Annotated in this window: 21 protein-coding genes; 8 read left to right on the top strand and 13 right to left on the bottom strand. The window is 68.5% G+C overall.

The window, feature by feature from the left end:
- Positions 1-84: 84 nt before the first annotated feature.
- Entirely contained in the window at positions 85-654 is a 570-nt protein-coding gene (locus tag QSJ19_RS00305) for an NAD(P)H-dependent oxidoreductase (RefSeq protein WP_286317696.1), read from the bottom strand.
- 90 nt (positions 655-744) lie between these two features.
- Here QSJ19_RS00305 and QSJ19_RS00300 point away from each other — a divergent pair, with 90 nt between their 5' ends.
- On the top strand, positions 745-1,419 hold the full coding sequence (locus tag QSJ19_RS00300) for a TetR/AcrR family transcriptional regulator (RefSeq protein ID WP_502876050.1): 675 nt from the start codon (positions 745-747) through the stop codon (positions 1,417-1,419).
- A gap of 121 nt (positions 1,420-1,540) precedes the next feature.
- Positions 1,541-2,701: an FAD-dependent urate hydroxylase HpxO gene (gene hpxO, locus QSJ19_RS00295; protein ID WP_286317695.1), complete on the top strand. Its 1,161-nt coding sequence runs from the start codon at positions 1,541-1,543 to the stop codon at positions 2,699-2,701.
- A 30-nt stretch (positions 2,702-2,731) separates the two neighbouring features.
- On the opposite strand, the gene eccB is transcribed toward hpxO, so the two are convergent.
- Entirely contained in the window at positions 2,732-4,225 is a 1,494-nt protein-coding gene (gene eccB, locus QSJ19_RS00290) for a type VII secretion protein EccB (RefSeq protein ID WP_286317694.1), read from the bottom strand.
- A gap of 144 nt (positions 4,226-4,369) precedes the next feature.
- Here eccB and eccE point away from each other — a divergent pair, with 144 nt between their 5' ends.
- On the top strand, positions 4,370-6,109 hold the full coding sequence (gene eccE, locus QSJ19_RS00285) for a type VII secretion protein EccE (RefSeq protein ID WP_286317693.1): 1,740 nt from the start codon (positions 4,370-4,372) through the stop codon (positions 6,107-6,109).
- Positions 6,110-6,122: 13 nt separating this feature from the next.
- Here eccE and manA read toward each other — a convergent pair whose 3' ends face one another.
- The 3 genes from manA to QSJ19_RS00270 all read right to left on the bottom strand — a co-directional run bounded on the left by manA (position 6,123) and on the right by QSJ19_RS00270 (position 9,039).
- A complete protein-coding gene (gene manA / locus QSJ19_RS00280) occupies positions 6,123-7,370 on the bottom strand; it encodes a mannose-6-phosphate isomerase, class I (protein WP_286317692.1) in 1,248 nt (415 codons plus the stop codon).
- Complete coding sequence (locus QSJ19_RS00275; protein WP_286317691.1) at positions 7,370-8,506, bottom strand: hypothetical protein; 1,137 nt, start codon at positions 8,504-8,506, stop codon at positions 7,370-7,372. Before QSJ19_RS00275 ends, manA begins: the two co-directional genes overlap by 1 nt.
- A 98-nt stretch (positions 8,507-8,604) precedes the next feature.
- Positions 8,605-9,039 carry a DUF3499 domain-containing protein gene (locus tag QSJ19_RS00270; RefSeq protein WP_502876049.1) on the bottom strand — a complete coding sequence of 145 codons (435 nt, stop codon included), beginning with the start codon at positions 9,037-9,039 and terminating at the stop codon, positions 8,605-8,607.
- Positions 9,040-9,196: 157 nt separating this feature from the next.
- On the opposite strand from QSJ19_RS00270, the gene QSJ19_RS00265 reads away from it, so the two are divergent.
- Positions 9,197-9,802, top strand: a complete 606-nt coding sequence (locus tag QSJ19_RS00265; RefSeq protein ID WP_286317689.1) for a metallopeptidase family protein — start codon at positions 9,197-9,199, stop codon at positions 9,800-9,802.
- Between the two features lie 93 nt (positions 9,803-9,895).
- Here the strand turns inward: QSJ19_RS00265 and QSJ19_RS00260 are convergent, their stop codons facing one another.
- Positions 9,896-10,153, bottom strand: coding sequence for a WhiB family transcriptional regulator (locus tag QSJ19_RS00260; protein ID WP_187583490.1), 258 nt, complete (start codon positions 10,151-10,153; stop codon positions 9,896-9,898).
- A 697-nt stretch (positions 10,154-10,850) separates the two neighbouring features.
- Here QSJ19_RS00260 and cofD point away from each other — a divergent pair.
- The 3 genes from cofD to QSJ19_RS00245 are packed head-to-tail and all read left to right on the top strand — an operon-like array spanning position 10,851 to position 13,896.
- A complete protein-coding gene (cofD, locus tag QSJ19_RS00255) occupies positions 10,851-11,930 on the top strand; it encodes a 2-phospho-L-lactate transferase (RefSeq protein ID WP_286317688.1) in 1,080 nt (359 codons plus the stop codon).
- Positions 11,927-13,315 carry a coenzyme F420-0:L-glutamate ligase gene (locus QSJ19_RS00250; protein ID WP_286317686.1) on the top strand — a complete coding sequence of 463 codons (1,389 nt, stop codon included), beginning with the start codon at positions 11,927-11,929 and terminating at the stop codon, positions 13,313-13,315. Before cofD ends, QSJ19_RS00250 begins: the two co-directional genes overlap by 4 nt.
- Positions 13,312-13,896, top strand: a complete 585-nt coding sequence (locus QSJ19_RS00245) for an NUDIX hydrolase (protein WP_286317685.1) — start codon at positions 13,312-13,314, stop codon at positions 13,894-13,896. Before QSJ19_RS00250 ends, QSJ19_RS00245 begins: the two co-directional genes overlap by 4 nt.
- Before the next feature lie 55 nt (positions 13,897-13,951).
- Here the strand turns inward: QSJ19_RS00245 and glgC are convergent, their stop codons facing one another.
- A complete protein-coding gene (glgC, locus tag QSJ19_RS00240) occupies positions 13,952-15,166 on the bottom strand; it encodes a glucose-1-phosphate adenylyltransferase (protein WP_286317684.1) in 1,215 nt (404 codons plus the stop codon).
- Positions 15,167-15,279: 113 nt separating this feature from the next.
- Between glgC and glgA the strand changes: the two genes are divergently transcribed.
- The gene (glgA, locus tag QSJ19_RS00235; RefSeq protein WP_286317683.1) at positions 15,280-16,446 is read left to right on the top strand and encodes a glycogen synthase; all 1,167 of its coding nucleotides are present in this window, start codon (positions 15,280-15,282) and stop codon (positions 16,444-16,446) included.
- Here glgA and QSJ19_RS00230 read toward each other — a convergent pair.
- The 6 genes from QSJ19_RS00230 to QSJ19_RS00205 all read right to left on the bottom strand — a co-directional run bounded on the left by QSJ19_RS00230 (position 16,443) and on the right by QSJ19_RS00205 (position 21,931).
- Positions 16,443-17,321 (bottom strand): putative RNA methyltransferase, encoded by an 879-nt coding sequence (locus QSJ19_RS00230; protein ID WP_353507112.1) that lies wholly within the window; start codon positions 17,319-17,321, stop codon positions 16,443-16,445. The two genes, glgA and QSJ19_RS00230, sit on opposite strands and share 4 nt — an antisense overlap.
- Before the next feature lie 47 nt (positions 17,322-17,368).
- The gene (locus tag QSJ19_RS00225) at positions 17,369-17,536 is read right to left on the bottom strand and encodes a DUF3117 domain-containing protein (RefSeq protein WP_004019232.1); all 168 of its coding nucleotides are present in this window, start codon (positions 17,534-17,536) and stop codon (positions 17,369-17,371) included.
- 132 nt (positions 17,537-17,668) lie between these two features.
- Positions 17,669-18,031: a DivIVA domain-containing protein gene (locus QSJ19_RS00220; RefSeq protein ID WP_286317680.1), complete on the bottom strand. Its 363-nt coding sequence runs from the start codon at positions 18,029-18,031 to the stop codon at positions 17,669-17,671.
- Between the two features lie 64 nt (positions 18,032-18,095).
- Positions 18,096-19,163, bottom strand: coding sequence for a glucosyl-3-phosphoglycerate synthase (locus QSJ19_RS00215; RefSeq protein ID WP_286317679.1), 1,068 nt, complete (start codon positions 19,161-19,163; stop codon positions 18,096-18,098).
- The gene (gene folP, locus QSJ19_RS00210; RefSeq protein WP_286317678.1) at positions 19,160-20,023 is read right to left on the bottom strand and encodes a dihydropteroate synthase; all 864 of its coding nucleotides are present in this window, start codon (positions 20,021-20,023) and stop codon (positions 19,160-19,162) included. The genes QSJ19_RS00215 and folP overlap by 4 nt, the downstream gene beginning before the upstream one ends.
- Positions 20,024-20,134: 111 nt before the next feature.
- A complete protein-coding gene (locus QSJ19_RS00205; protein ID WP_286317677.1) occupies positions 20,135-21,931 on the bottom strand; it encodes a long-chain-acyl-CoA synthetase in 1,797 nt (598 codons plus the stop codon).
- Positions 21,932-21,995 lie beyond the last annotated feature (64 nt).

The raw sequence follows: 21,995 nt of genomic DNA, 5'->3' as shown, positions 1-21,995 counted from the left end.
GGTCCACAGGCCGCCGACGACAAACGCGCCGCCGCGGCCCGCACGGGCAGCGACGGCGCGTCGGAAACGCTCGATCGAGTCGACTCAGGCGGCGACGGCCACCTCGTCCACGAGCCGATTGACGGCGGCGACGACCTGGCCGACGAGCTCGGGATCCGAGACCCCGTTCTCGCCGAGTGTCGACGTCTGGACACCGACCTCGACGTCCTCGATCACGCGGCCGCCGGCGATACCCACCGACTTCCGGGTGTCCTCCCGCGACCACGTGCCGGCGAACCGGCCGAGGGCGGCGCCGATGACCCCGACAGGCTTGTTCGACACGGCGCCCGCGCCATAGGGCCGGGAGAGCCAATCGATGGCGTTCTTCAGCACGGCGGGGATGGTGCCGTTGTACTCAGGTGTGATCAACAGCACGGCATGAGCGGCACCGACGGACTCGCGCAGCGCTGCGACACCGGCCGGCAGGATCGCGGCGTCATCGGTCGACGGGTCGTGATCCTCGCTGTAGAACGGCAGTTCGCCGAGCCCCTCGACGATGGTCACGTGCGCACCCTGCGGCGCGTTGTCGGCGGCCACCTGGGCCAGTTGACGATTGATCGATCCCTTGCGAAGACTTCCCACCAGGACGGCGATCTCCACGGTTCCTTCGGACACGATGCTCCCTTCGGTCATGATTACGTCGGATCGTCCAACCGGACCACGGTCCGATTAATTCCGGACATCGTCAAGCGTTACGCTCATCACGTGTCGAACGGTCCCGAACGGGGTCTGATCCCCCTCCCGCTCACCGGCGGTCTCTCCGGAGGTCTCCGCATGTCCGAGAGCGGCACCGCCGACGGCGGCGATTCCGAACGCGCCGACGCCGCACGCAACCGCCGCCTGCTGTTGGCCGCCGCGAAAGATCTCATCGACAACCACGGCGCATCCGCGGTCACCATGGACGCGGTCGCCCGGGAGGCAGGGGTCGGCAAGGGCACGGTCTTCCGACGATTCGGCAGCCGCACCGGCCTGATGCTCGCGTTGCTCGATCACTCGGAGTCCGAGATCCAGCGCGCCTACCTGTCCGGCCCGGAACCCCTCGGCCCCGGCGCGCCACCCCTCGATCGCCTCCTCGCCTACGGCCGTGCGCGGCTCAAGCTGACCGTCGATCACCTCGACGTCCTCATCGAGGCGGCCGGCTCCGGCGGCGACTTCCTCAGCCATCCCGTGTGGGCGGCCTCGAACCGTCACGTGCAGATCCTGCTTCACCAGCTCGGCTTCGGCGATCGCCTCGACGTCGTCGCGATCGCGGTGCAGGCGCCGCTGAATGCCGGTGCGGTCAAACACCTCCGTGACGTCGTCGGACTCGATCTCGAGACGATCACCACCCAGTGGGAACACCTGATCCGGACTCTCGTCGCGGGCGTCACCGACCGCTGAGCACCATCGGCGCGGACCATCTCACCGCGCGAGTGCGACCGATCGGTCTTAGCCTTGAGGCGATCGAGTCGGTCGGAAGAACGATCGCGGTCGTTCGGGCCGTAGAAGAAGGGATACACGGGTGAAGGCTGTCATCATCGGCGCCGGCATGGGCGGACTCAGCACGGCGATCGCGCTCACAAGGATCGGCGTCGATGTGGAGGTCTACGAGCAGGTCACCGAGAACAAGCCGGTGGGCGCCGCGATCTCGGTGTGGTCCAACGGCGTCAAGTGCCTCAACCATCTCGGTCTCGAACGCGAGACGGCCGAACTCGGCGGCATCGTCGACTCGATGTCCTACGTCGACGGCCTCACCGGGGACACCATGTGCCGCTTCAGCATGCAGCCCCTCATCGACGAGGTCGGCCAGCGGCCCTACCCGGTCGCGCGGGCCGAGTTGCAGCTGATGCTGATGAAGGCGTACGGGATCGACGACATCCACTTCGGCAAGAAGATGGTCCGCGTGACCGACGGCGAGGATTTCGCGACAGTCGACTTCGCCGACGGCACAACCGCTTCGGCGGATCTCGTGATCGGCGCCGACGGCGCGCGGTCGTCGACCCGCGAGTACGTGCTCTCTCATCCGGTGCAGCGTCGATACGCGGGCTATGTGAACTTCAACGGACTCGTCGGCGTCGACGACGAGATCGGCTCCGCAACCGAGTGGACGACCTATGTGGGAGACGGAAAACGCGTGTCGGTCATGCCGATCGCCGGCAACCGCTTCTACTTCTTCTTCGATGTCCCGATGCCCGAGGGCGTGCCGTACGAACGCGGTACGGCCCGGAAGGTCCTGTCCGAGAGCTTCGCCGGGTGGGCCCCCGGCGTCGCACGACTGATCGAGAAGCTCGATCCGACGACCACCAATCGCGTCGAGATCCTCGACCTCGATCCGTTCCACACCTGGGTCCGGGGTCGGGTCGCGGTGCTCGGCGACGCCGCCCACAACACCACGCCCGACATCGGGCAGGGCGGTTGCTCGGCGATGGAAGACGCTGTGGCACTGCAGTTCGCGTTCACCGAACATCCCGACGATGTCCACGCGGCACTGGCCGCCTACGAGCAGTCCCGCACCGAGCGGGCCGGCGATCTCGTGCTCCGTGCACGCAGACGATGCGACGTCACCCACGCAAAGGATCCGGAGGTCACGGCGGCGTGGTACGACGAACTGCGTTCGGAGGACGGCACACGAATCCTGCGGGGCATCGTGTCGAACATCGTCGGAGGTCCGCTCACGTCCTGATCGGGTACGTCCTGACCGGGTACGCGTTGGTCACTTCTGCGGCTGCGGGAGGACCCGGCCGTCGGTGTCGGGTGCGATCGCGTCGTGGGACACGAGGGCGTCGGTGCGCGACAACGACGGTCCGGCCACGAGCAGCGAGATCACCGGCCACGGGGCCTTGGTGGGTTGCTCACCGAGTCCGAGCACCTGCCCGGTGCCGGCGTCGGCCACACCGAAGCGAACCCCGAAGTCGCTGACGTAATACCGGGATTCGGCACGAGCGCTGTCGGGTTCGGCACCGGTCACCTGGATGTACTCACCGGTTCCGGGGCGCAGATAGACCTGATCCACCCCCGGTCCCCCGCCGTCGGCCGAACTGACCTGGACGGGTTTCGCACCGTCGGGCACCGGAAGTGCTCGCCCTACGAGGAACTGGGTCGCGGCGCTCGGGTCGTCGGCGCCGCGCGACCACGCCCGGCACAGCGTTCCCGCCGACGCCACGTCGACCAGAGTCGGTGCACGGGCGGGGAATTCATTGACGGGTAGACGCGCCGACGTGGGACTCGCGGCGATCTCACCCGGGGCGACGGTGCGGACCGGGGCGCTGCCGTCCCGATCGGCGAGGCGAAGGATATCCGCTGTCACCTCACTGATCTGCTGGACACCGTCGCGCAGGACCACGTAGAAGGTGGTCCGGTCGTCGATGCCGACCGACTTCACCACCGAACCGACCCGGATGTCGTCGTCGGACAGCGGTCCGGGAGAACCCGCACCGTCGATCCGCGGGACGGTCAGCCGGTCGACCTCGGGGAACGTATTGAGCAGTCCGGTGCTCATCGCCCGGGGTTCGACGCCCTCGAGCCGCAGGGCCCGCATCACCGGCACGCTGTCGGTGTCGACCGGTGCGCGGACCGTCGTCGGAACGCCGTCACGGGACACCGTGTAGACCAGGGATGCCGTGTCGCCGTTGGTGACCAGCGCCGCGTCGTCGGCGCCGGCGGGTACGATCGCGTCCCCCAGGCTGGGGCGGTCGCCGATGACCGACAGTGAGATGGTCTCGCGCGACGAGTTCGGTGAGACGGTGGCGCTGTCGCAGACCGTCCAGAACGATCCGCCGCCGTGGGCCGACGACGGCAGAGCCGACGGCGCTCCGGGGATGCCCAGCAACGGACCACGCGGATAGGTCGACAGCTTGCCGTCGGCGACCGACTTCGGCGACTCGCTGCTCCCGGTGATCAGACGTGCCGAGGCCAGGTTGAGCACAGGGTGCAGGGTGCCGTCGACCAGGACGTAGTTTCCGCCGCCGTTCTTGCTCACCACGATCTTCGCGTCACCGACCGAACCCTGCGGCCGCACGAGCCCCCACACGCCGCATCCGCCGAGGACGAGCAACCCCAACACGGTGCCGACCAGGAGCGCCTGCACCTGGGATCGCATCGGGTCGTGCAACATCCGGACGTCACGCCGGACGAGCGCATGCTCCAGACGGCGCAGCAGGAAACGATAACCGTTCACCTGTGCCTTGGTCGTCAACTGCCGAGCCATCGTCCCCCCTTCCGACTGCATGGCAGACGCAGCGTGACCGCCGGTTTCCCTGATCAGGTGATCCCCGACGTTTCGCCGCGTAGTAGCGTAGCCGATACATTTTCCGCGGGTGTCGCGCGTGGCGCCCGTAGAACAGGGGGGACCATGGCGGACAGCGGCGTTTCCGTGCTGCCCATCGGCCGTCGGCGAGGTCAGGGTCACCGCGATCGCCGCCCTCACCGGGGCATCACGCTGTCGACGCTGGTCGTGATCGAGGTCGTGCTGGCCGTAGGACTGGGGGCCTGGGCCGCGTCGGGCAATCCCCTCGGCTGGATCGCCCTCGTCGTCGCCGGGACCGCTTCCCTCACCCTCCTCCCGCTGCGCGGCGGCCGATCCCTCGTCGGGCGCTGGGCACAGCGGTTGGGCTTCGTCTGGGCCCGGGCGCGCCGAGGGTCGGCCGACCTGACACCACCGTCGTTCGACATCCCCGCCGCCCCGTCGCCCGCCGGGAACTCATCGATCCGCAGCAGCGCCGGCAACGACACGATCGGCGCCCGATGGGTCGAGGACACCTTGATCACGGTGCTGCGGGTGGCTCCCGCCGGACCCGCGGTCACCCACCTCACCCCGGGCCGGGCCACGGTGGCCGACCCCGCCGGTCAGGTCGTCCCGCTCGATGCGTTGGCCGAATGCATCAATCCGTTCGACATCCGACTCGACTCGATCGAGGTAATCAGTCACGGCGTACGCAGCTGGGGTGGCGGACCGATCGCGCAGACCTACCATCGGACGCTCGGTCCGCTCGCCGCGACCGCCCATCGGTCGGTCCTCGTCGTCCTGAGGTTGAATCCGCTCGAGTGCGCCGACGCCGTCGCCCGGCGCGGCGGTGGCGCCGTGGGCGCCCTGCGGACGGCGACGATAACCACCCGACGGGTGGCGAAACGTCTGTCGGAGAGCGGATTGCGCGTGTCGGTCCTCAGCGGGGCGGAGATCACCTCGGTCACCGGCCAGCTGGCCGAGGGCGCACCTCTCGACGACATGACCGAGGACTGGACCTCGATCGCCTCGGGGCAGCTTCGATTCCGCAGTGCCGCGATCGATCCCGCCGCCATGGCGTCGGTGCTGGGATCTGTGTGGGTGAACTCCGCACTGTCCACCACCGCGACCATCCGCCTGCGGCATGACGTCGACGGCGTGCTCGAGGTCAGCGGGTTGATCCGATTCGCCGAACTCCCGTCCGCCGGTCGCACCGCCGATCCGCTGCCGGACGGACTGACCGCGCTGGAGGGTCACCAGTTCGACGCTCTCGCCGCGAGTCTGCCGATCGCCGTGCCCGCACGTCTGGACCGGAGGCTGCCGTCGCTGCGCGGTGTCGAGGCCGACCGACTCGTGCGGACGCTGACGTTGCCGGCGAGTGGGTGTGGGCAGCTGGTCGGTGCCGACCACGGCGGCCGGGCGGTCGCGGTCACTCTCGTCGGTCCCGACGTCCGTTCGGTGGCCGTCGCCGCGGGTCCGCAGGTCGTCGCGCAGGTGACCCTGCGGGCTGTTGCGATCGGTGCAGCGGTGACAGTGCACACCGTGCGACCGGACCGGTGGCAACACCTGATCGGTGCGGTCGGCGATCTGCGGCGACTCGCGTTGAGCTCGGACCGCGTCCAGACGCCTGCCGGTCATCGGGTGACGATCTTCGACGGCCTCACCGGCCCACCACCGGAGCCGGACACGACCCACATCACCGTGCTCGCCGCCGGTGATCCGCGGGTGGGTGAGCTGGTCCCCTCCGCCGCCGTCGTCCTGCGCCAGGATCCGCGCGCGCCGCAGGACATCTCGATCACCACGGCGAACGAGCGGGTGGCGGTGACGATGGTGGCGACACCCGACGAGTGGAACTACATCGGGCGCTGATCGGCCCCGGTTGTCACTCCGACGCTACGGGGACGAGAGCGCGGAAGAACACGGCCCGCGACGCCGTCGCGTGCACGACGACATCGGGTTCGTCGGCACCGATCCAGATCGCCTGGCCGGCCCGGACGCTGATCGGCCGCTCACCCGCCGGTCGGACGTCGATCGCGCCCTGCAGCACTGCGAGGATCTGCGGTCCGGGCATGTCGAAGCAGATCGACGACGCGTACAGCAGGCCGGTGCCGTCGAGTTCCACCCGGGAGAGCCGGAACTCGGGTGCCGGGGTGAGGTAGATCCGCTCGGCGCCGACGGTGCGTATCGGCGGCGTGATGTCGCCGACGTCGGCGGGCGTGAAGTCGAGTACCCGCAGCAGCTCCGGCACATCGATGTGTTTGGGTGTCAGACCCCCGCGGAGGACGTTGTCGGAGTTCGCCATGATCTCCACACCCGTTCCGCGCAGGTAGGCGTGCAGGTTACCGGCCGGCAGGTAGAGACCTTCGCCGGGATCGAGGTGGATGCGGTTGAGCAGCAGCGACGCCAGCACCCCCGGATCACGCGGATACACCTCACCGAGTTCGAGCACGGTCCGCAGTTCTGCGGTGAACCGGCCGTCGCCGGCACCGAGCAGGTCGACCGCGCCGGTCAGCACCGCCGGGACCAGGGTCGCGATACTCGCGTCCGGCAGCGTCAGCCAGGTGGTGAACAGCGCCCGCAGTCCTTCTGAATCCGGTTGGCCGGCAAGCATTCCCAGGTAGGGATCGAGTTCGCTGACCTGCAGCTCACGGAGCAGTTCGATGGTGACACGCGGATCACGGAAGCCGGCCAGCGCATCGAACTCCGTCAACGCGACGATCAGTTCCGGTTTGTGCCACGGATCCCGGTAATTGCGATTGGCCGCGTCGATCCGGAGATCCAGGGCGTTCTCGCGGTCGAATCCCTCACGCGCCTGCTCGGAACTCGGATGCGCCTGCAAGGACAGCGGTTCCTCGGCGGCCAGGATCTTCATCAGGAACGGCAGGCGACCGTCGAAGGACGCCACCGTCCGCTCCCCCAGCATCCCGACCTGATCGGCGTCGATCGCGCTGAGCAGATCGGTGTCGGCGTCGCCGTCGGCGCCCACGCAGACCGCCGGGCCCGCCGGATGAGCGCCGAACCACAACTCGGCCTCGGGATGCGGTGACGGCACCGCCTTGCCGCGCAACGACGCGATGGCGGTACGCGATCCCCAGGCGTAGGGCCGCACCACACCCTCGAGAGTTTTCATCACCTCAGGTCCTGATCAGCCGGAGATACCCTGATCAGCCGGAGATACACAGCGGCCATCTCGATGCGCAACGTCAGGAGCATCAACGACGTCAAGTCGACGGGGGCGTCGCCGGACGGGTCCTCGGGGGCCTGGTCCACCGGTGCGCCGACCGGGTCATCGTCCGGCGCGCCGATGAGGACGTCCACGTCACCGATCGCGTCGAAACGGCGCCGGGCGAACAACTCCCGCCGCGGGATGCTGACGACGAAGACCCGCGGCGGGGCCTCGCCCGCGGGACCGTCGATCTCGGGGTCGTGGAAGATCGAGTCGTTCGGCGCCGAACCGGTGCGTTCGGACCATTCGCGCACGATCCGGGCGACATCGCCGATCTCGGCCACGGCGCCGATCGTGCCCGCGACCGCGATCAATGCACGGGCGGCCTGGGCCGCGATCACCGAGGTCCCGGGGGTGTCGCCGACCCAGACGGACGGGCGGTCCTCGAGTCGGGCGGCGAGGGACTTGGCGTGGTTGTGGAAGCTCTCGTTGGCAGGGTGGTTGGCGCCCGCCTCACCGTCCAGTGCGTCGGCGAGATCGGCGACCTCGGGGATGCGGCCGGTGAACCTCACCTGGGTGAGCGACACGAACACGGCCAGCAGCGCGGCGACCAAGCCGGGAAACCGGAATCTCGGATCCACCGACACCCGCGGCGACAGGTCGATCCCGCTGCCGCCCAGGGCATCTCGAAGCGGCCCTTCGATCGGTACCGCCACGACTACCTCGGCGCGCCTGCGGACGGATCGGGCCGCCGCATCGGCGAGCACCCGGTCACCCGCGTCGTCTCCGGCGAGCACGACGACGTCGAGCGGTCCGATCCAACCGGGCAGGGCCGGCGCGCAGACGATTGGCACGTCGATACGTGCGCTGACCGCGGCGGTCACCAGCTGCGCCGCCGACGACGCCGAGCCGGTCGATCCGTAGACGATGACGACGCTGCGTGGACGCAAGTGCGTGAGCGGTTCGAGAACACCTTCGCGACGGGCTTCCGCGACGGACCGGACCTGCGCCCCGGCCAGCGCGACCGACGGGAGCAGCCCGTCGACGTCGGCGGCGATCAGCTCCTCGACATCATCGAGGTCGGGGGCACCGGTTCGCATGGCATCCACCCTAGCCACGCGATCGGGTCCGTGCGCAGACAGCCGTCGCCGTGGTCGGCCACTCAGGGCGTCGGCAGAGTGGACGGACTCGTCGGGCGTCAGTCAATGGGATCGGGCAGAACGCGCAGATGCCCCCGACGACCCGGTCGCGGGCGGGCCGCCGACGACGGCCGCTGGGGCGCATCGTCACCCCGAGACGAGGTCTCGGTGCCCTGGGCGCTGCCACGGGCCGCCCGATGACGTCCTGCCGGGGCGTCGTCGAGGCCGTCGAACAGATCCGGGAATCCGGGGGTCACGTCGACCCGGCCGGCACCGCCGACCTCACGGACCGCCTCCGCGAGCGCCGTCAACTCGTAGTCCTCCGCGACCGGCGCCGAGAATCCGCGCTCACTGCGCAGCATCTCCCAGCCGCGCGGAACCGTGATGCGACGCGCATGGTCCTCGCACAGATCCCAGGAGTGCGGCTCGGCACTGCTCGCCAGAGGACCGATCACCGCCGTCGACTCGGCGTAGACGAAGGTCAGGGTAGCCACCGCGGAACGGGCGCAGCCGGGCCTGCAGCACTGTCGGGGAAGCTTCACGCTGATGAGGTTATCCCCAGCCGCCGGTCTGCATCGTCGGCGACACGCGCGCGCACGCCAAACGCACCTCACACGAGACATCTCGGCGACGACTACCTACACTCTCGTCATGCGTTTTGATCCGCCCCGGCCGTCCCGCGGCCGCGCCGACGACCCGCGAGGTCGCGCGTCGGACCCGCGGGGGCGGGGCGGAGATCAGCGTCTGCCCGAGGGGCGCGGTCGTGGATCCGATCCGCGGGCGGCCACCCTGCGGCGGACGGCACGGCCGGCGCGCCTGCGGGACCGGCGCGGGCGCGGCCTGCGGGCGCCGCTGCTGCCGCAGACCGTTCCGGCGTTCACCAGTCGCGCGGATTCGTTCGATGGTGTCGCACTGGAGGCATTCGCGGAGATCGACGCCCGCTGGCACGATCGGCTCGCCGGACTGGACATCGCCGTCGACGACATCCCGCGCATGCTGCCGAAGGACCCGGAGTCGATCCAGTGGCCCGATGAGGTGACCGCCGACGGCGCGGTGCCGTTGGCGCGGCTGATCCCGGCAGGCGTGGATCTGCACGGACAGCCGACGCGCGCACAGATCATCCTCTTCCGTCGGCCGCTGGAGATCCGCGCGAGGCGAGGTGCCGACCTGTTGGAGCTGGTGCACGAGGTCCTGGTGCAGCAGGTGGCCACCCACCTCGGCGTCGACGAGGACACCATCGACCGCGGACCCGAGTAAGGCCGCGACGCGCACCATCGGACATGGCGAGACGCGAACCACACGACCGGACTCCGACGTTCCGACCGCCTGCGGTCAGCCGAGGCGTCGAACTCAGATGATGCCGCGCTTGAGGCGACGGCGTTCCCGCTCGGAGAGCCCGCCCCAGATCCCGAAGCGCTCGTCGTTGTGCAACGCGTACTCCAGGCACTCCGACTTCACCTCGCAACCCTGGCAGATCCGCTTCGCCTCCCGGGTCGATCCGCCCTTCTCGGGGAAGAACGCCTCAGGATCCGTCTGCGCGCACAGGGCGCGGTCCTGCCATTGCTCTTCGACGGCCTCGAAGAGGTCGTCGAAGTCGTTGGGCACCAACGAAAGATGCCGACCTTGAGTCCACGGGGAATTGCCGACCGATTCGGGAGTGCCGCCGTCCACATTCGGCGTCATCAGTGAATCACCCAACAAGCCAAGGTGATTCGCACCCACATCGGCGCCGGCCAGTTCTTCGGCACGGTCAGTCGAGTCGGCAGAGCTGCGGGCATCGGAAAAGTTGCGTGGTTCAAGGGGATTGCCGATCGGGTTCTCAAAAGCCATCGTCGGCGCCTCCTAGCTCGAGAAGTCTGTCAGTTCCAGTCATCGGTGTCCGCGGCAACTGTGCCGCCCCACCTTTTCTGCCCACACCATCGATCATCACCGTGTGTCCGGGTACCTCACCCAACTGAGTCATTCGAACAAATGATCGAAAGCCTTGCGCTCCATCAGTTCTCGATCTCAAACTCAGAATGACACTGATGTGATTACACACGTGATGGACCACTGCGGTCAAGTTAAAGCGAAAGATTCCTTAATACCATCACTCATCAGAAACACTCGGTCTCGACACGGGCACGGGGTGCGGACATCAGCAAAGTCACAGATCTGCGATCCCCTCCCCCCGAGAGCGCCACCTATGGTAGCCAATCCGCCGGCGTCCTCGCCGCCGCCCGGCATCCCACCTCCGTGACCACCGACAACCGGCAGGACGACCGCGCCCGAGGCCCGCCTCGACTCGATCACTACAGTGAACAAGGTGAAAGTGACGGTCCTCGTCGGTGGCGTCGGTGGCGCCCGCTTCCTGTCCGGTGTCCGGGAATTACTCGGGCCCACGCCCTTTCCCGACCCTGCCGAACGGGGGTCGGACGAGTCGTCGGATCCGGGTGGGATTCATCCGGACGACCGACCCCACGAGATCACGGCCATCGTCAACGTCGGCGACGACGCGTGGATGCACGGCGTCCGCATCTGTCCCGATCTCGACACCTGCATGTACACCCTCGGTGGCGGCATCGACCGCGAGCGGGGATGGGGCCGCGTCGGTGAGACCTGGCATGCCAAAGAGGAATTGGCCGCCTACGGCGCCGATCCCGATTGGTTCGGACTCGGCGACCGCGACCTCGCGACCCATCTCATCCGCACCCAGATGCTCGACGCCGGCTATCGACTCTCCGACGTCACGGCGGCCCTGTGTCGTCGATGGCAACCGGGGGTGAGGTTGATCCCGGCGACCGACGACCGGCATGAGACCCATGTGGTGGTCGCCAAGCCCGATGGGGAGGAGGGCGAACAGGTCGCCATCCACTTCCAGGAGTGGTGGGTCCGCCACCGTGCGCAGATCCCGACCTTCGGTTTCGCCCAGGTCGGCTCGGACGACACCCGCACCGCCCCCGGCGTCGAGGACGCGATCGCCGACGCCGACGTCGTCCTGGTGGCACCCAGCAATCCGGTCGTCAGCATCGGCGCGATCGTGAGTGTGCCCGGAATCCGCAGTGCGCTGCGCACGACCTCGGCTCCGGTGGTGGGCATCTCACCGGTGATCGACAACCGGCCGCTGCGCGGGATGGCCGACGAGTGTCTCTCCGTCATCGGCGTCGAGACGTCCGCCGAGGCCATCGCCGCCCACTACGGCGCCCGGAGCAGCAACGGGATCCTCGACGGGTGGCTCATCGCCGACGGTGACCACGCCGCGGTCGACGGCATCGCAATCGGTTCGGCACCTCTGCTGATGACCGACCCGACGGTCACGGCCCAGATGGTGCGCGACGCGTGCGCACTGGTCGGTGTCGCCACACCGGACCGCAACGTCGGCGCGACCGCCGGACCACCCTCGTGACCGCCGACAAGCAGGCCCCGGCGGAACGGTCCGCGAGCCGATCGGCAGATCACCGCGCGGACGGCGACATCGAGATCCGTCCGGTCACCGGTCTCGGTGAGTTCGATGAGACGTCGGACATCGCCGCCGAACTCCTCGCCGCCGCACCGTGGCTCGCCGACGGCGACGTCGTCGTGGTGACGAGCAAGATCTTCTCCAAGACCGAGGGCCGCATGGTGACCGCGCCGTCGGATCCCGACGAACGCGACGCTCTGCGCCGGTCCCTGGTCGAGCAGGAGTCGGTTCGCGTCCTCGCTCGCAAGAACCGCACCCTCATCACCGAGAACCGCATCGGTCTGGTGCAGGCCGCCGCCGGTGTCGACGGCTCGAACATCGCCTCCGACCAGCTCGCTCTGCTCCCGGTCGACCCGGACGGCAGCGCTGCACGATTGCGCGCGAGGCTGCGCGACGTGGCGGGCCTCGATGTCGCCGTCATCATCACCGACACGATGGGCCGCGCGTGGCGCAACGGTCAGACCGACGTGGCGATCGGGTCCGCCGGGATCGCGGTCTCGCATCCCTATGACGGCTCCGTGGACTCTTACGGCAACCCGCTGATCGTCACCGACATCGCCGTCGCCGACGAGATCGCCGCGGCCGCCGATCTGGTGAAGGGCAAGCTCGCCGGTGTGCCGATCGCGGTCGTCCGCGGGCTACGCCCCGTCGACGACGGTTCACAGGCCGCGGATCTCATCCGGCCGGCCCAGGAGGACCTGTTCCGCCTGGGCAGTGCGGAGGCCGTCGAGCAGGGTCGCCGCGAGGCGCTGCTGACCCGACGGTCGGTCCGCGCGTTCGCCCCGGGGGTCATCGACGAGGACACCATGGCGGCGGCTTTCGCCGACGCCCTGACCGCCCCGGCACCCCATCACACCCATCCGGTCCGTTTCGTCCGCATCCGGTCCGGTGAGCGCCGCGTCCGCCTGCTCGATGCGATGACACAGGCGTGGCGCGCCGACCTGGAGGGTGACGCGAAGACGCCGGAGTCGATCGAGAAGCGGCTGCGCCGCGGCCAGATCCTTTACGACGCACCGGAACTGGTGATCCCGTTCCTCGTCCCCGACGGTGCCCACGACTATCCCGACGCACGCCGAACCGCGGCCGAGCACACGATGTTCACGGTGGCGGCCGGCGGCGCGGTCAACGCGCTGCTCGTCGCGCTCTCGGTGCGGGGGGTGGGCAGTTGCTGGATCGGCTCGACCATCTTCGCAACGGACGTCGTCCGCGAGGTCCTCGATCTCGATGCGCGGTGGGAACCGCTGGGCGCGATCGCGATCGGCCGGCCGGCCGAGGAGACCGCCGGCCTGCGCCCGCCGGCGGCCACCGAGGGGCTGGTGATCGAGCGATGAGCATCGAGTCCCTGCACGCGTCGACCGTGGCGGCGTTGAGTGCGTGGTCGGCGCCCGATGCCGAGCAGGACTCGTTGCGCCACACCTACCTCGCCTTCCTCGACGCAGCGCCGCAGGCTTGCGCACGCGCGAGCGAGCCCGGACACATCACGGCGTCGGCCATCGTCTTCGACGCGTCCCTCGAGCACGTGCTGCTGACCCTGCATCCGCGTGTGGGCAAGTGGATTCAGCTCGGCGGCCACTGTGAGGAGACCGACGAGACGATCGCGGACGCGGCTGTACGCGAGGCGCGGGAGGAGTCGGGCATCCCCGACCTGGTGCTGTCGACCGGTCCGGTCCATCTGCACACTCACCCGATCACATGCTCGCTCGGCGTGCCCACACGGCACCTCGACGTGAGGTTCGCCGTCGTCACCGCACCCACGTCGGATGGTTCACCGCCGACGATCGTGCGCAGTGACGAGTCGGTCGATCTCGCCTGGTGGCCCGTCGACGACCTCCCGGAGAACACCGACCTGGAGAACGTCTCCGCTCTCATCACCCTCGGCGCGGCGGCCAGTCGCGCAGGCGACCTCGGCTGAGCAAGGTCCTACTCCGGTCAGGGGTCGCCGGCGGACCAGGTCACGAGGTGTGCGGTCAGACGCGGATGCCCTTGCCGACACAGACCACTCCGCCACCGCTGATGGAGAAGCGTTCACGGTCGACCTCGGGATCCACCCCGACCTGGACGCCCTCGCCGACGTGGACGTTCTTGTCCAGGATGGCGTGTCGGACGACCGCCCCCTTGGCGACACGGACTCCCGGCATCAGCACGCTCCCGTCGACGATGGCGCCGTCCTCGATCACCACGTTCGCCGACAGCACCGAGTTGCTCACGGTGCCCGACGAGATGATGCTCCCCGCACCGACGACCGAGTCCTCTGCCGTCCCGCCCTGGACGAACTTCGCCGGCGGTAGATTGACGGTCTCGCCACGGATCGGCCAGCGGCGGTTGTACAGGTTGAACACCGGATGCACGGACACCAGGTCCATGTGGGCGTCGTAGAAGGCGTCGAGTGTCCCCACGTCCCGCCAGTAGCCCTTGTCGCGCTCGGTCGCGCCGGGGACCTCGTTGTCCTTGAAGTCGTAGACGAAGGCCGAGTTCCGGTCGACGAACCCGGGGATGATGTCCCCGCCCATGTCGTGGTCGGAGTCAGCGTCGGCAGCGTCTGACCGGATGGCGTCGACGAGCGCCTCGGTGGTGAAGACATAGTTGCCCATCGAGGCGAAGGTGACCTCGGGATCGTCGGGCGTGCCCGGAGGGTCGGCGGGCTTCTCCAGGAACCGGGTGATCCGTCCCGACGCGTCGGAGTCGATGCAGCCGAAGGCGGTCGCCTCCGCGCGCGGCACACGGATGCCGGCGACGGTGACGTCGGCACCGGAGTCGATGTGGGCCTCCACCATCTGGGACGGGTCCATCCGGTACACGTTGTCGGCGCCGAACACCACGATGTACTCGGGTTCCTCGTCGGTGATCAGATTCATCGACTGGAAGATCGCGTCGGCGCTGCCGGTGTACCAGCGCGGACCGAGACGTTGCTGGGCGGGCACCGGAGTGATGTACTCGCCGTGGAATCCGGCCGAGAACCAGGTCTGCGAGATGTGTCGGTCCAGCGAATGCGACTTGTATTGCGTGAGCACACAGATGCGTTCGTATCCGGCGTTGACGAGATTGGACAGCACGAAGTCGACGAGGCGGTAGGAACCGCCGAAGGGGACTGCCGGTTTCGCTCGGTCCATCGTCAGGGGGTAGAGCCGTTTCCCCTCGCCGCCTGCGAGGACGATTCCGAGCACGTGCGGCTGTGATCTCACTCCCCCAACTTAACCGGCATCCATCTCCGCGGCTAGGTGAATGCGCCCTCCGGAGGAGCAAGTTTCCCGGCATCGTTGGCGAACTCGGAGCGATGACGTTAGCGTCGTTCAGCATGAGGGTGGCGATGATGACACGGGAGTATCCACCCGAGGTGTACGGCGGTGCCGGGGTACACGTCACGGAACTGGTGCGGCACCTGCGGGCCCTCACGACCGTCGACGTGCACTGCATGGGTGCCGACCGCGACACCGCTCACGTCTACCAACCCGATCCGGGACTCGCCGGCGCCAACGCGGCGATCACGACGCTGTCCGCCGACCTCCGGATGGCGGTGGGTTCCGACGGGGCGGACCTCGTTCATTCGCACACCTGGTATACGGGTCTGGCGGGCCACCTTGCCGCACAGTTGCACGGCGTCCCCCACGTGCTGACCGCGCACTCACTGGAACCGAGCCGGCCGTGGAAGGCCGAACAGCTCGGCGGCGGCTATCGCGTCTCGAGCTGGGTCGAACGCAATGCGGTGGAATACGCCGATGCCGTCATTGCGGTCAGCGCCGGGATGCGCACCGACGTCTGCAACACCTACCCGCGCGTCGAACCCGAACGTGTTCACGTGGTGCGCAACGGCATCGACACGACCATGTGGTACCCCGTCGACGATGCGTTCGGCGAGGAGTCGACCCTGCGGGCACTCGGCGTCGACCCCGACCGGCCGATCGTCGCGTTCGTCGGGCGCATCACCCGGCAGAAAGGTGTCGCCCATCTCGTCGCAGCCGCACACCGGTTCGCACCGGAGATCCAGCTGGTGCTGTGCGCGGGCGCACCGGACACACCGGAGATCGGTGCCGAGATCGACGCAGCGGTCACCGAGCTGTCGGCCGCCCGTGACGGCGTGTACTGGATCCGGGAGATGCTCCCCCAGCCGCGCATCCGCGAGATCCTCACAGCCGCAACCGTTTTTCTCTGCCCGTCGGTGTACGAGCCACTCGGTATCGTCAATCTCGAGGCGATGGCGTGCGATACCGCGGTCGTGGCATCCGAGGTCGGCGGCATCCCCGAGGTGGTGCGGGATGGCGTCACCGGGCGTCTGGTGCCCTACGACCCGGTCGATCCGCGAGGCTTCGAGGACGGGCTCGCCGAGGCCGTCAACGCCGTGGTCGGCGATCCCGCGGCGGCAGCGGTCATGGGCCGGGCCGGGCGTGAGCGTGCCGAGGCCGAGTTCTCGTGGTCGTCGATCGCCGAGCAGACCCTCGAGGTCTACCGGGCAACACTGCGCTAGGTCGGCGCCGAAATCCCGTCGACTGCCGGTTCTGCCGTGACCCGTGGCCGAAAGATGCTGACACCCACCGACACCGTGACGTCGAGGTGGCCCCCGGACGCCGCGGTGAGAGTGTCGGCGTCGGCCCGGATGTCCTCGGCCGATCGGTGAAAGGCCGACGGCCCCATGGCGACCACGTCGGCCACGAGGGCGGCGTCGAGGCCACGGCTCACCCGGACGTCGGTGTGGTCGACGAGATCGAAATGCGCTGCGGTGGCCGTCCGCAGGCGGGTGTCCTTGTCCGCGCCGACCTCCAACATGCCCATCGGACCGACGATCTCGACGAGGTGGTCGGGCCGCGGCGTCACGACGACGAGCGTTCCGGCGGGATGCAGGACGCGCGCGAACTCGTCGATGTTGCGCGGCGAGAACACCGACAGCACGGCACCGACCGTCCCGGTGCGTATCGGCCAGGGGCGCCAGACGTCGGCGACGAGGGCCGCGGCGCGTGGATGGCACCGCGCGACGGCGCGGGCGCAGTACTTGGAGAGATCGATTCCCAGCCCGCGCAGGCGATCATCACGATCGAGGGCGGTGGCGAGATAGTGACCGGTGCCGGCCCCGACGTCCGCGACGAGGGCCGGCCGGTCGGTCGTGACGGTCTGCTGGACGGCATGTGCGACGGCGGTGGCGACGGGATCGAAGAATCCGCTCGCATGGACGCGGCGGCGCGCGGCGACCATCGGCGCGGTGTCCGAGAGGTGCTGTCCTGGTCGGCCATCGGTGAGGGAGACATAGCCCTGCCGGGCGATGTCGAAGCGATGTGATGAGGCGCAGACGAGCGACCGGTGGTCGGCGGCAACCACGAGATCGTCGGCGCAGACCGGACACCGCAGAACCGATTCGACGGCGGTCAGCGGCCCGGCAGAAGTGTTCTCCCGACTCAGCCGGTGACCCCGCGCAGTTCCTCGCCGAGGGCTGCGGCTTCGTCCGCGGTCAGTTCGACGACGAGCCGTCCACCGCCTTCGATCGGAATCCGGACAACGATTCCACGTCCTTCCTTGGCCGCTTCGAGGGGGCCGTCCCCAGTACGTGGCTTCATTGCCGCCATTCTCGAACTCCTTCCAGAGCGTTCGCCACACCGTGTGGATGACACCCGCGCATCGGTCGGAAATGCGGCAGGCGCCACGACAATGATACGTGTTGCACCCCTTGTGACCGTCGCGCACGTGACGCCGTCGTGTCACGAACGGCCCTGGGTGTCCCCTCCGGCGTCCGCCCGCGACGTCGACATATCCGCCCCCGCGCCGTCCTCGAGGGCCCGGTCCTGGAGATCGCGCACGACGCCGCGCAATTCGTCGAGTTCGCGGGCGAGCTTCTCGACGACCCAGTCGACCTCGCCGGTCGAGTACCCGCGAAAGCTCTGGGTGAAGGTGACCGCGCGCACGTCGTCCCCGGTGATGCCGGCCCGCGGCAGACGCGTCGGGGTGGTGCCCTTCTCGAGCGGCGGCAGGTCCTCGCCGCGCCCGAACACGAACCAGACCACGGCGAACACCACGGCCACCACCACGGCCATGATCAGCAAATACAGCAGCATCGTCTGCATGCGACCCATAGTGGCAGATCGCGCCGGCCGTCAGCGCGAACGGCACCCGGTCAGCGCGGGTCGGTCAGGACGCCATCTCCTCGTCGCCGGATTCCGTTGCCCGGATGGTGTTCATCGGCGGCCGGTCCTCGAGATACACCTCGGTCGTGTGCGGCGTGAACGAGCCGTCGGGTTCGGCGGTGAACTGCGTCAGGCCGACGCCCGAATCGTCGATCCCGCAGCGGCGCATCAGCGTACCGACGATCTGTCGGCTCATCACGCCGAGTTCGATCAGCGGACGGTTGCGGTGCGTCCGGACACCGAGATTGACCTGTCCGATGCCGTCCAGGCCGTACCGGTCGAAGGTGTCGATCAGCAATCCGATCTCCACCCCGTAGCCGGGCGCGAACGGCACCGAGGACAACAGTTCCCGGGTTCCCGCGTACTCGCCGCCGAGCGGTTGCAGCACACCGGTCAGGTCGGGCCGCTGCGACGCCAGCAGCGGGCGTGCGACGAGTTCGGTGACGCGTCCACCGCCGTTGGCGTCGTGCTGTCCGCCCGTCCGCAGCGGACGACGGTAATAGCCCTTCACCAATTGGACGCGCGGGTCGATCAGCAAGGGTCCGAGCATCTTCGGCACGAACATCGGGTCCGGGTCGATGAGGTCGGAGTCGACGAACGCGATGATGTCGCCGGTGGTCACCGCGATCGAGCGCCACAGCACCTCACCCTTGCCCTTGACGGGTTCGAGTTCGGGGACGGCCTGCTCGCGGCTGATGACCGTCGCGCCCGCGGCCTCGGCGCGTTCGGCGGTGGCATCGGTGGACCCGGAGTCGAGGACGATCAGTTCGTCGACGAGGGTGCCGTACAGGGGGCGGATCGTCGCGATGACGTCGGCGACGGTCTCCTCCTCGTTGAGCGCGGGCAGCACGACCGAGACGGTCCGGCCGGCCTTGGCCGCGATGAGTTCCTCGATGGTCCAGTCGGGCTGCTCCCACGTGTTGGTGGCCGCCCACCGCTGCCGGGTGCCGACGGTGTCCGCAGCGGTGGGCCAGATCGTCGTCTTGTCCCGGTTGTTGGAGACGGTGGCCTTGCGCCCCGACGTACGGGCGGTGCGTGCTTGCTGGTGGGTTCGACGTACCTGATCGGTCATGCGAGTCCCCTGACTGTTCGGGCGGGAGGTCGTGTCCCCGCGATGGCAGCAACCATGTCGACCACGCGTCGGGTGGCGGCAACCTCATGAACGCGAAAGATCCGCGCGCCGGCGGCGGCGCTCAGAGCTGTCGCGGCGAGGGTGCCCTCCAGCCGTTCGTCGAGATCCACACCCAGAGTCTCCCCTACGAAGTCCTTGTTGCTCAGCGCCATCAGCACTGGCCAGCCGGTATTAACAAGAACGTTCACCTGGCGTAACAAGGCGAGCCCGTGGTGCGTGTTCTTGCCAAAATCATGTGTCGGGTCGATCACGATCGAGTCACGCGACACGCCCGCTTCGAGCGCTCGGGCGGCCGCCGCCGTCACCGAGTCGACCACGTCGGCGACCACGTCGTCGTAGGCGACCCGATGTGGACGGGTGCGGACGCCTGCGCCGCCGGTGTGCGAGCACACGATCCCGGCCCGCCGCGCCGCTGCGACCTTCACCAGATCCGGATCGGCGCCCGCCCATGTGTCGTTGACGAGGTCCGCGCCCGCAGCGCATGCCCGCTCGGCCACCTCGGACCGCCACGTGTCGACACTGATCAGCACGTCCGGATACCGCTCCCGGATCCAGGCGATCATCGGCACGACCCGATCGCTCTCGGTCGTCGCGTCGACCTCGTCGCCGGGCCCGGCCTTCACACCGCCGATGTCGACGATGTCGGCGCCCTCGGCGACGACTTGATCGATGCGCGCCTGGGCGGCCGTGTCGGCGAAACTCGCACCCCGGTCGTAGAACGAATCAGGGGTCCGGTTGACGATGGCCATGACCAGCGCACGGTCCGTGGCGACCGGTCGGCCGCACAGCGTCGAGAGCATGGCACCCAGCGTAACGAGGTCTCGATACGGCTCCTCGCTGCGCTCGTCGCCACCTCGACCGGCAGAAACCCCGCGGCCCGCCACGCGCGTCGCCGACGCGACCGGTGTGGTTCAGCCTTTCGGCGCCTTCGCGTTCGCCACGTCCGCGGGGTAGTCGTCGTAGTAGTCGACGAATCCCTTGTCGCGTCCGGCGAGAACGTAGACCGCGTCGTCACCCGCGTTCGTGTAGCCCTCATCCCGGAGATCGACCTTGCGGTTCTTGAAGGTCGACGTCTGCTCGAAGTCGTCGACCACGCGGATGAACAGCGGGACGGCATAGGAGGGCAGATGCCCGTACAGGTGGTCGGCGAGCGCCTTCGTGTCGAGGTCCTGGCCGTCGCGGATCTTGATCGCACCCATCCCGGCCTTGCCGTCGGCCTTGTCGATCTCGACGCCGTAGGCGACCGACTGCGCGACCGCCGGGAACGAGTCGAGGGCCGCCTCGACCTCGGTCGTCGCGACGTTCTCGCCCTTCCAGCGGAAGGTGTCGCCGAGTCGGTCGACGAACGCGATGTGCGCGAATCCCTGATCACGGACCAGGTCACCGGAGTTGAAGTACGCGTCGCCGTCCTTGAAGGCATCGCGGATCACCTTCTTCTCGGTGGCTTCGGCGTCGGTGTATCCGTCGAGCGGTACCCGCTCGCTGATCTCGGCGATGAGCAGTCCGGTGCCACCTTTGGCGACCTCGGACAGACGTCCCTGCTCATCCCGGCGCGGCTCGCCGTGGTCGTCGTAGTCGACGATCTTGTAGGGCAACGGGCAGAAGCCGGCGGTGCGCTTGACGCTGAACGCGTTGACGAATGCCAGATTGAGTTCGCTGGCGCCGTAGAACTCGACGATCCGCTCGATGCCGAACCGTTCGGAGAACTCGTCCCAGATCTCGGGACGCATGCCGTTGCCGATGATCACCTTGACCGCATGTTGGCGGTCGGTCGGCTTCTCCGGCTGAGCGAGCAGATAACGGCACAGTTCGCCGATGTAGCAGAAGGCGGTCGCGCGGTTGAGGATGACGTCGTCCCAGAACTTCGACGCCGAGAACGATCGACCGATCGCGATGCACGCGCCGGAGGCGAGGACCGAACCGAGGGACACCGACAGGGCGTTGTTGTGGTACAGCGGCAGCGGCACGTACATGGTGTCGCTGTGCCGCAGCCGGACCGCGAGACCGCCGATGCCGGAGAGGTTCGCGAACCAGCGGTTGTGGCTCATCACGCTCGCCTTGGGCATGCCGGTGGTTCCCGAAGTGAAGATGTAGAACGCCTTCGTCGACGCCGGGAGCGTCGCGGTGACCGACGGATTCTCCTCCGACCGCCCCTCGGCGGCCGCCTCGAGCTCGTCGAAGTCGAAGACGTGCGGCGGACGCGACTCGACCGGGATCGCCTCGAACCCCTCCGCGCAGTCCGGGTCGTGCACGAGCACCTTCGCGTCCAGCAGGGACACGCTGTGCGCCATGACCTTTCCGCGTTGGTTGTAGTTCAGCATGCCGGCGACCGCACCGAGTTTCACGGTCGCGAGCATCATCATCAGATCGGTCGGGTTGTTCTTCGACAGGATCGCCACGACGTCACCGGAGCCGACGCCGTTCTCGCTCAGCAGGGCCGCATACCGGTTGACGCGGCGGTTGACCTCGCCGTACGTCAGCGATCTGCCCTCGAACCGGATGAACGGACGGTCAGGATGGGCACCGGCGTGCTTCTGGAAGATGGAGCCGATGGTCCGCTTGGCCTCCGGCGGCCGGTGGATGAGCCCGGGCGCGTGCTTGATCATGTTCGGCGCATGGGGCGCCATCTTGATCACGCCGCGAATGAGGTCGGTGAGCCCGACGGCCGTGGCTTGCTGGGTGTCGCCCTGGGTGTCACTGCTCGGCATCAGATCTACTCCGCTTCCTTCGTGCTTCCGCTGCTCAAGACCCGTCTGACAACGCGCGTTGGCG

It is taken from the genome of Gordonia sp. ABSL11-1 (assembly GCF_030315685.1).
In the GTDB taxonomy this organism is placed as follows: Bacteria; Actinomycetota; Actinomycetes; order Mycobacteriales; family Mycobacteriaceae; genus Gordonia.
The sequence above is the reverse complement of the archived record's forward strand: the minus strand, read 5'-3'. Positions and strand labels throughout refer to the sequence as shown.

Bases quoted from the DNA above. Each gene is read 5' to 3' on its own strand.
- eccB (WP_286317694.1), bottom strand. From the start codon at position 4,225: ATGGCTCGGCAGTTGACGACCAAGGCACAGGTGAACGGTTATCGTTTC.
- eccE (WP_286317693.1), top strand. From the start codon at position 4,370: ATGGCGGACAGCGGCGTTTCCGTGCTGCCCATCGGCCGTCGGCGAGGT.
- manA (WP_286317692.1), bottom strand. From the start codon at position 7,370: ATGAAAACTCTCGAGGGTGTGGTGCGGCCCTACGCCTGGGGATCGCGT.
- QSJ19_RS00275 (WP_286317691.1), bottom strand. From the start codon at position 8,506: ATGCGAACCGGTGCCCCCGACCTCGATGATGTCGAGGAGCTGATCGCC.
- QSJ19_RS00265 (WP_286317689.1), top strand. From the start codon at position 9,197: ATGCGTTTTGATCCGCCCCGGCCGTCCCGCGGCCGCGCCGACGACCCG.
- QSJ19_RS00245 (WP_286317685.1), top strand. From the start codon at position 13,312: ATGAGCATCGAGTCCCTGCACGCGTCGACCGTGGCGGCGTTGAGTGCG.
- glgA (WP_286317683.1), top strand. From the start codon at position 15,280: ATGAGGGTGGCGATGATGACACGGGAGTATCCACCCGAGGTGTACGGC.
- QSJ19_RS00225 (WP_004019232.1), bottom strand. From the start codon at position 17,536: ATGGCGGCAATGAAGCCACGTACTGGGGACGGCCCCCTCGAAGCGGCC.
- QSJ19_RS00220 (WP_286317680.1), bottom strand. From the start codon at position 18,031: ATGCAGACGATGCTGCTGTATTTGCTGATCATGGCCGTGGTGGTGGCC.
- QSJ19_RS00215 (WP_286317679.1), bottom strand. From the start codon at position 19,163: ATGACCGATCAGGTACGTCGAACCCACCAGCAAGCACGCACCGCCCGT.
- folP (WP_286317678.1), bottom strand. From the start codon at position 20,023: ATGCTCTCGACGCTGTGCGGCCGACCGGTCGCCACGGACCGTGCGCTG.
- QSJ19_RS00205 (WP_286317677.1), bottom strand. From the start codon at position 21,931: ATGCCGAGCAGTGACACCCAGGGCGACACCCAGCAAGCCACGGCCGTC.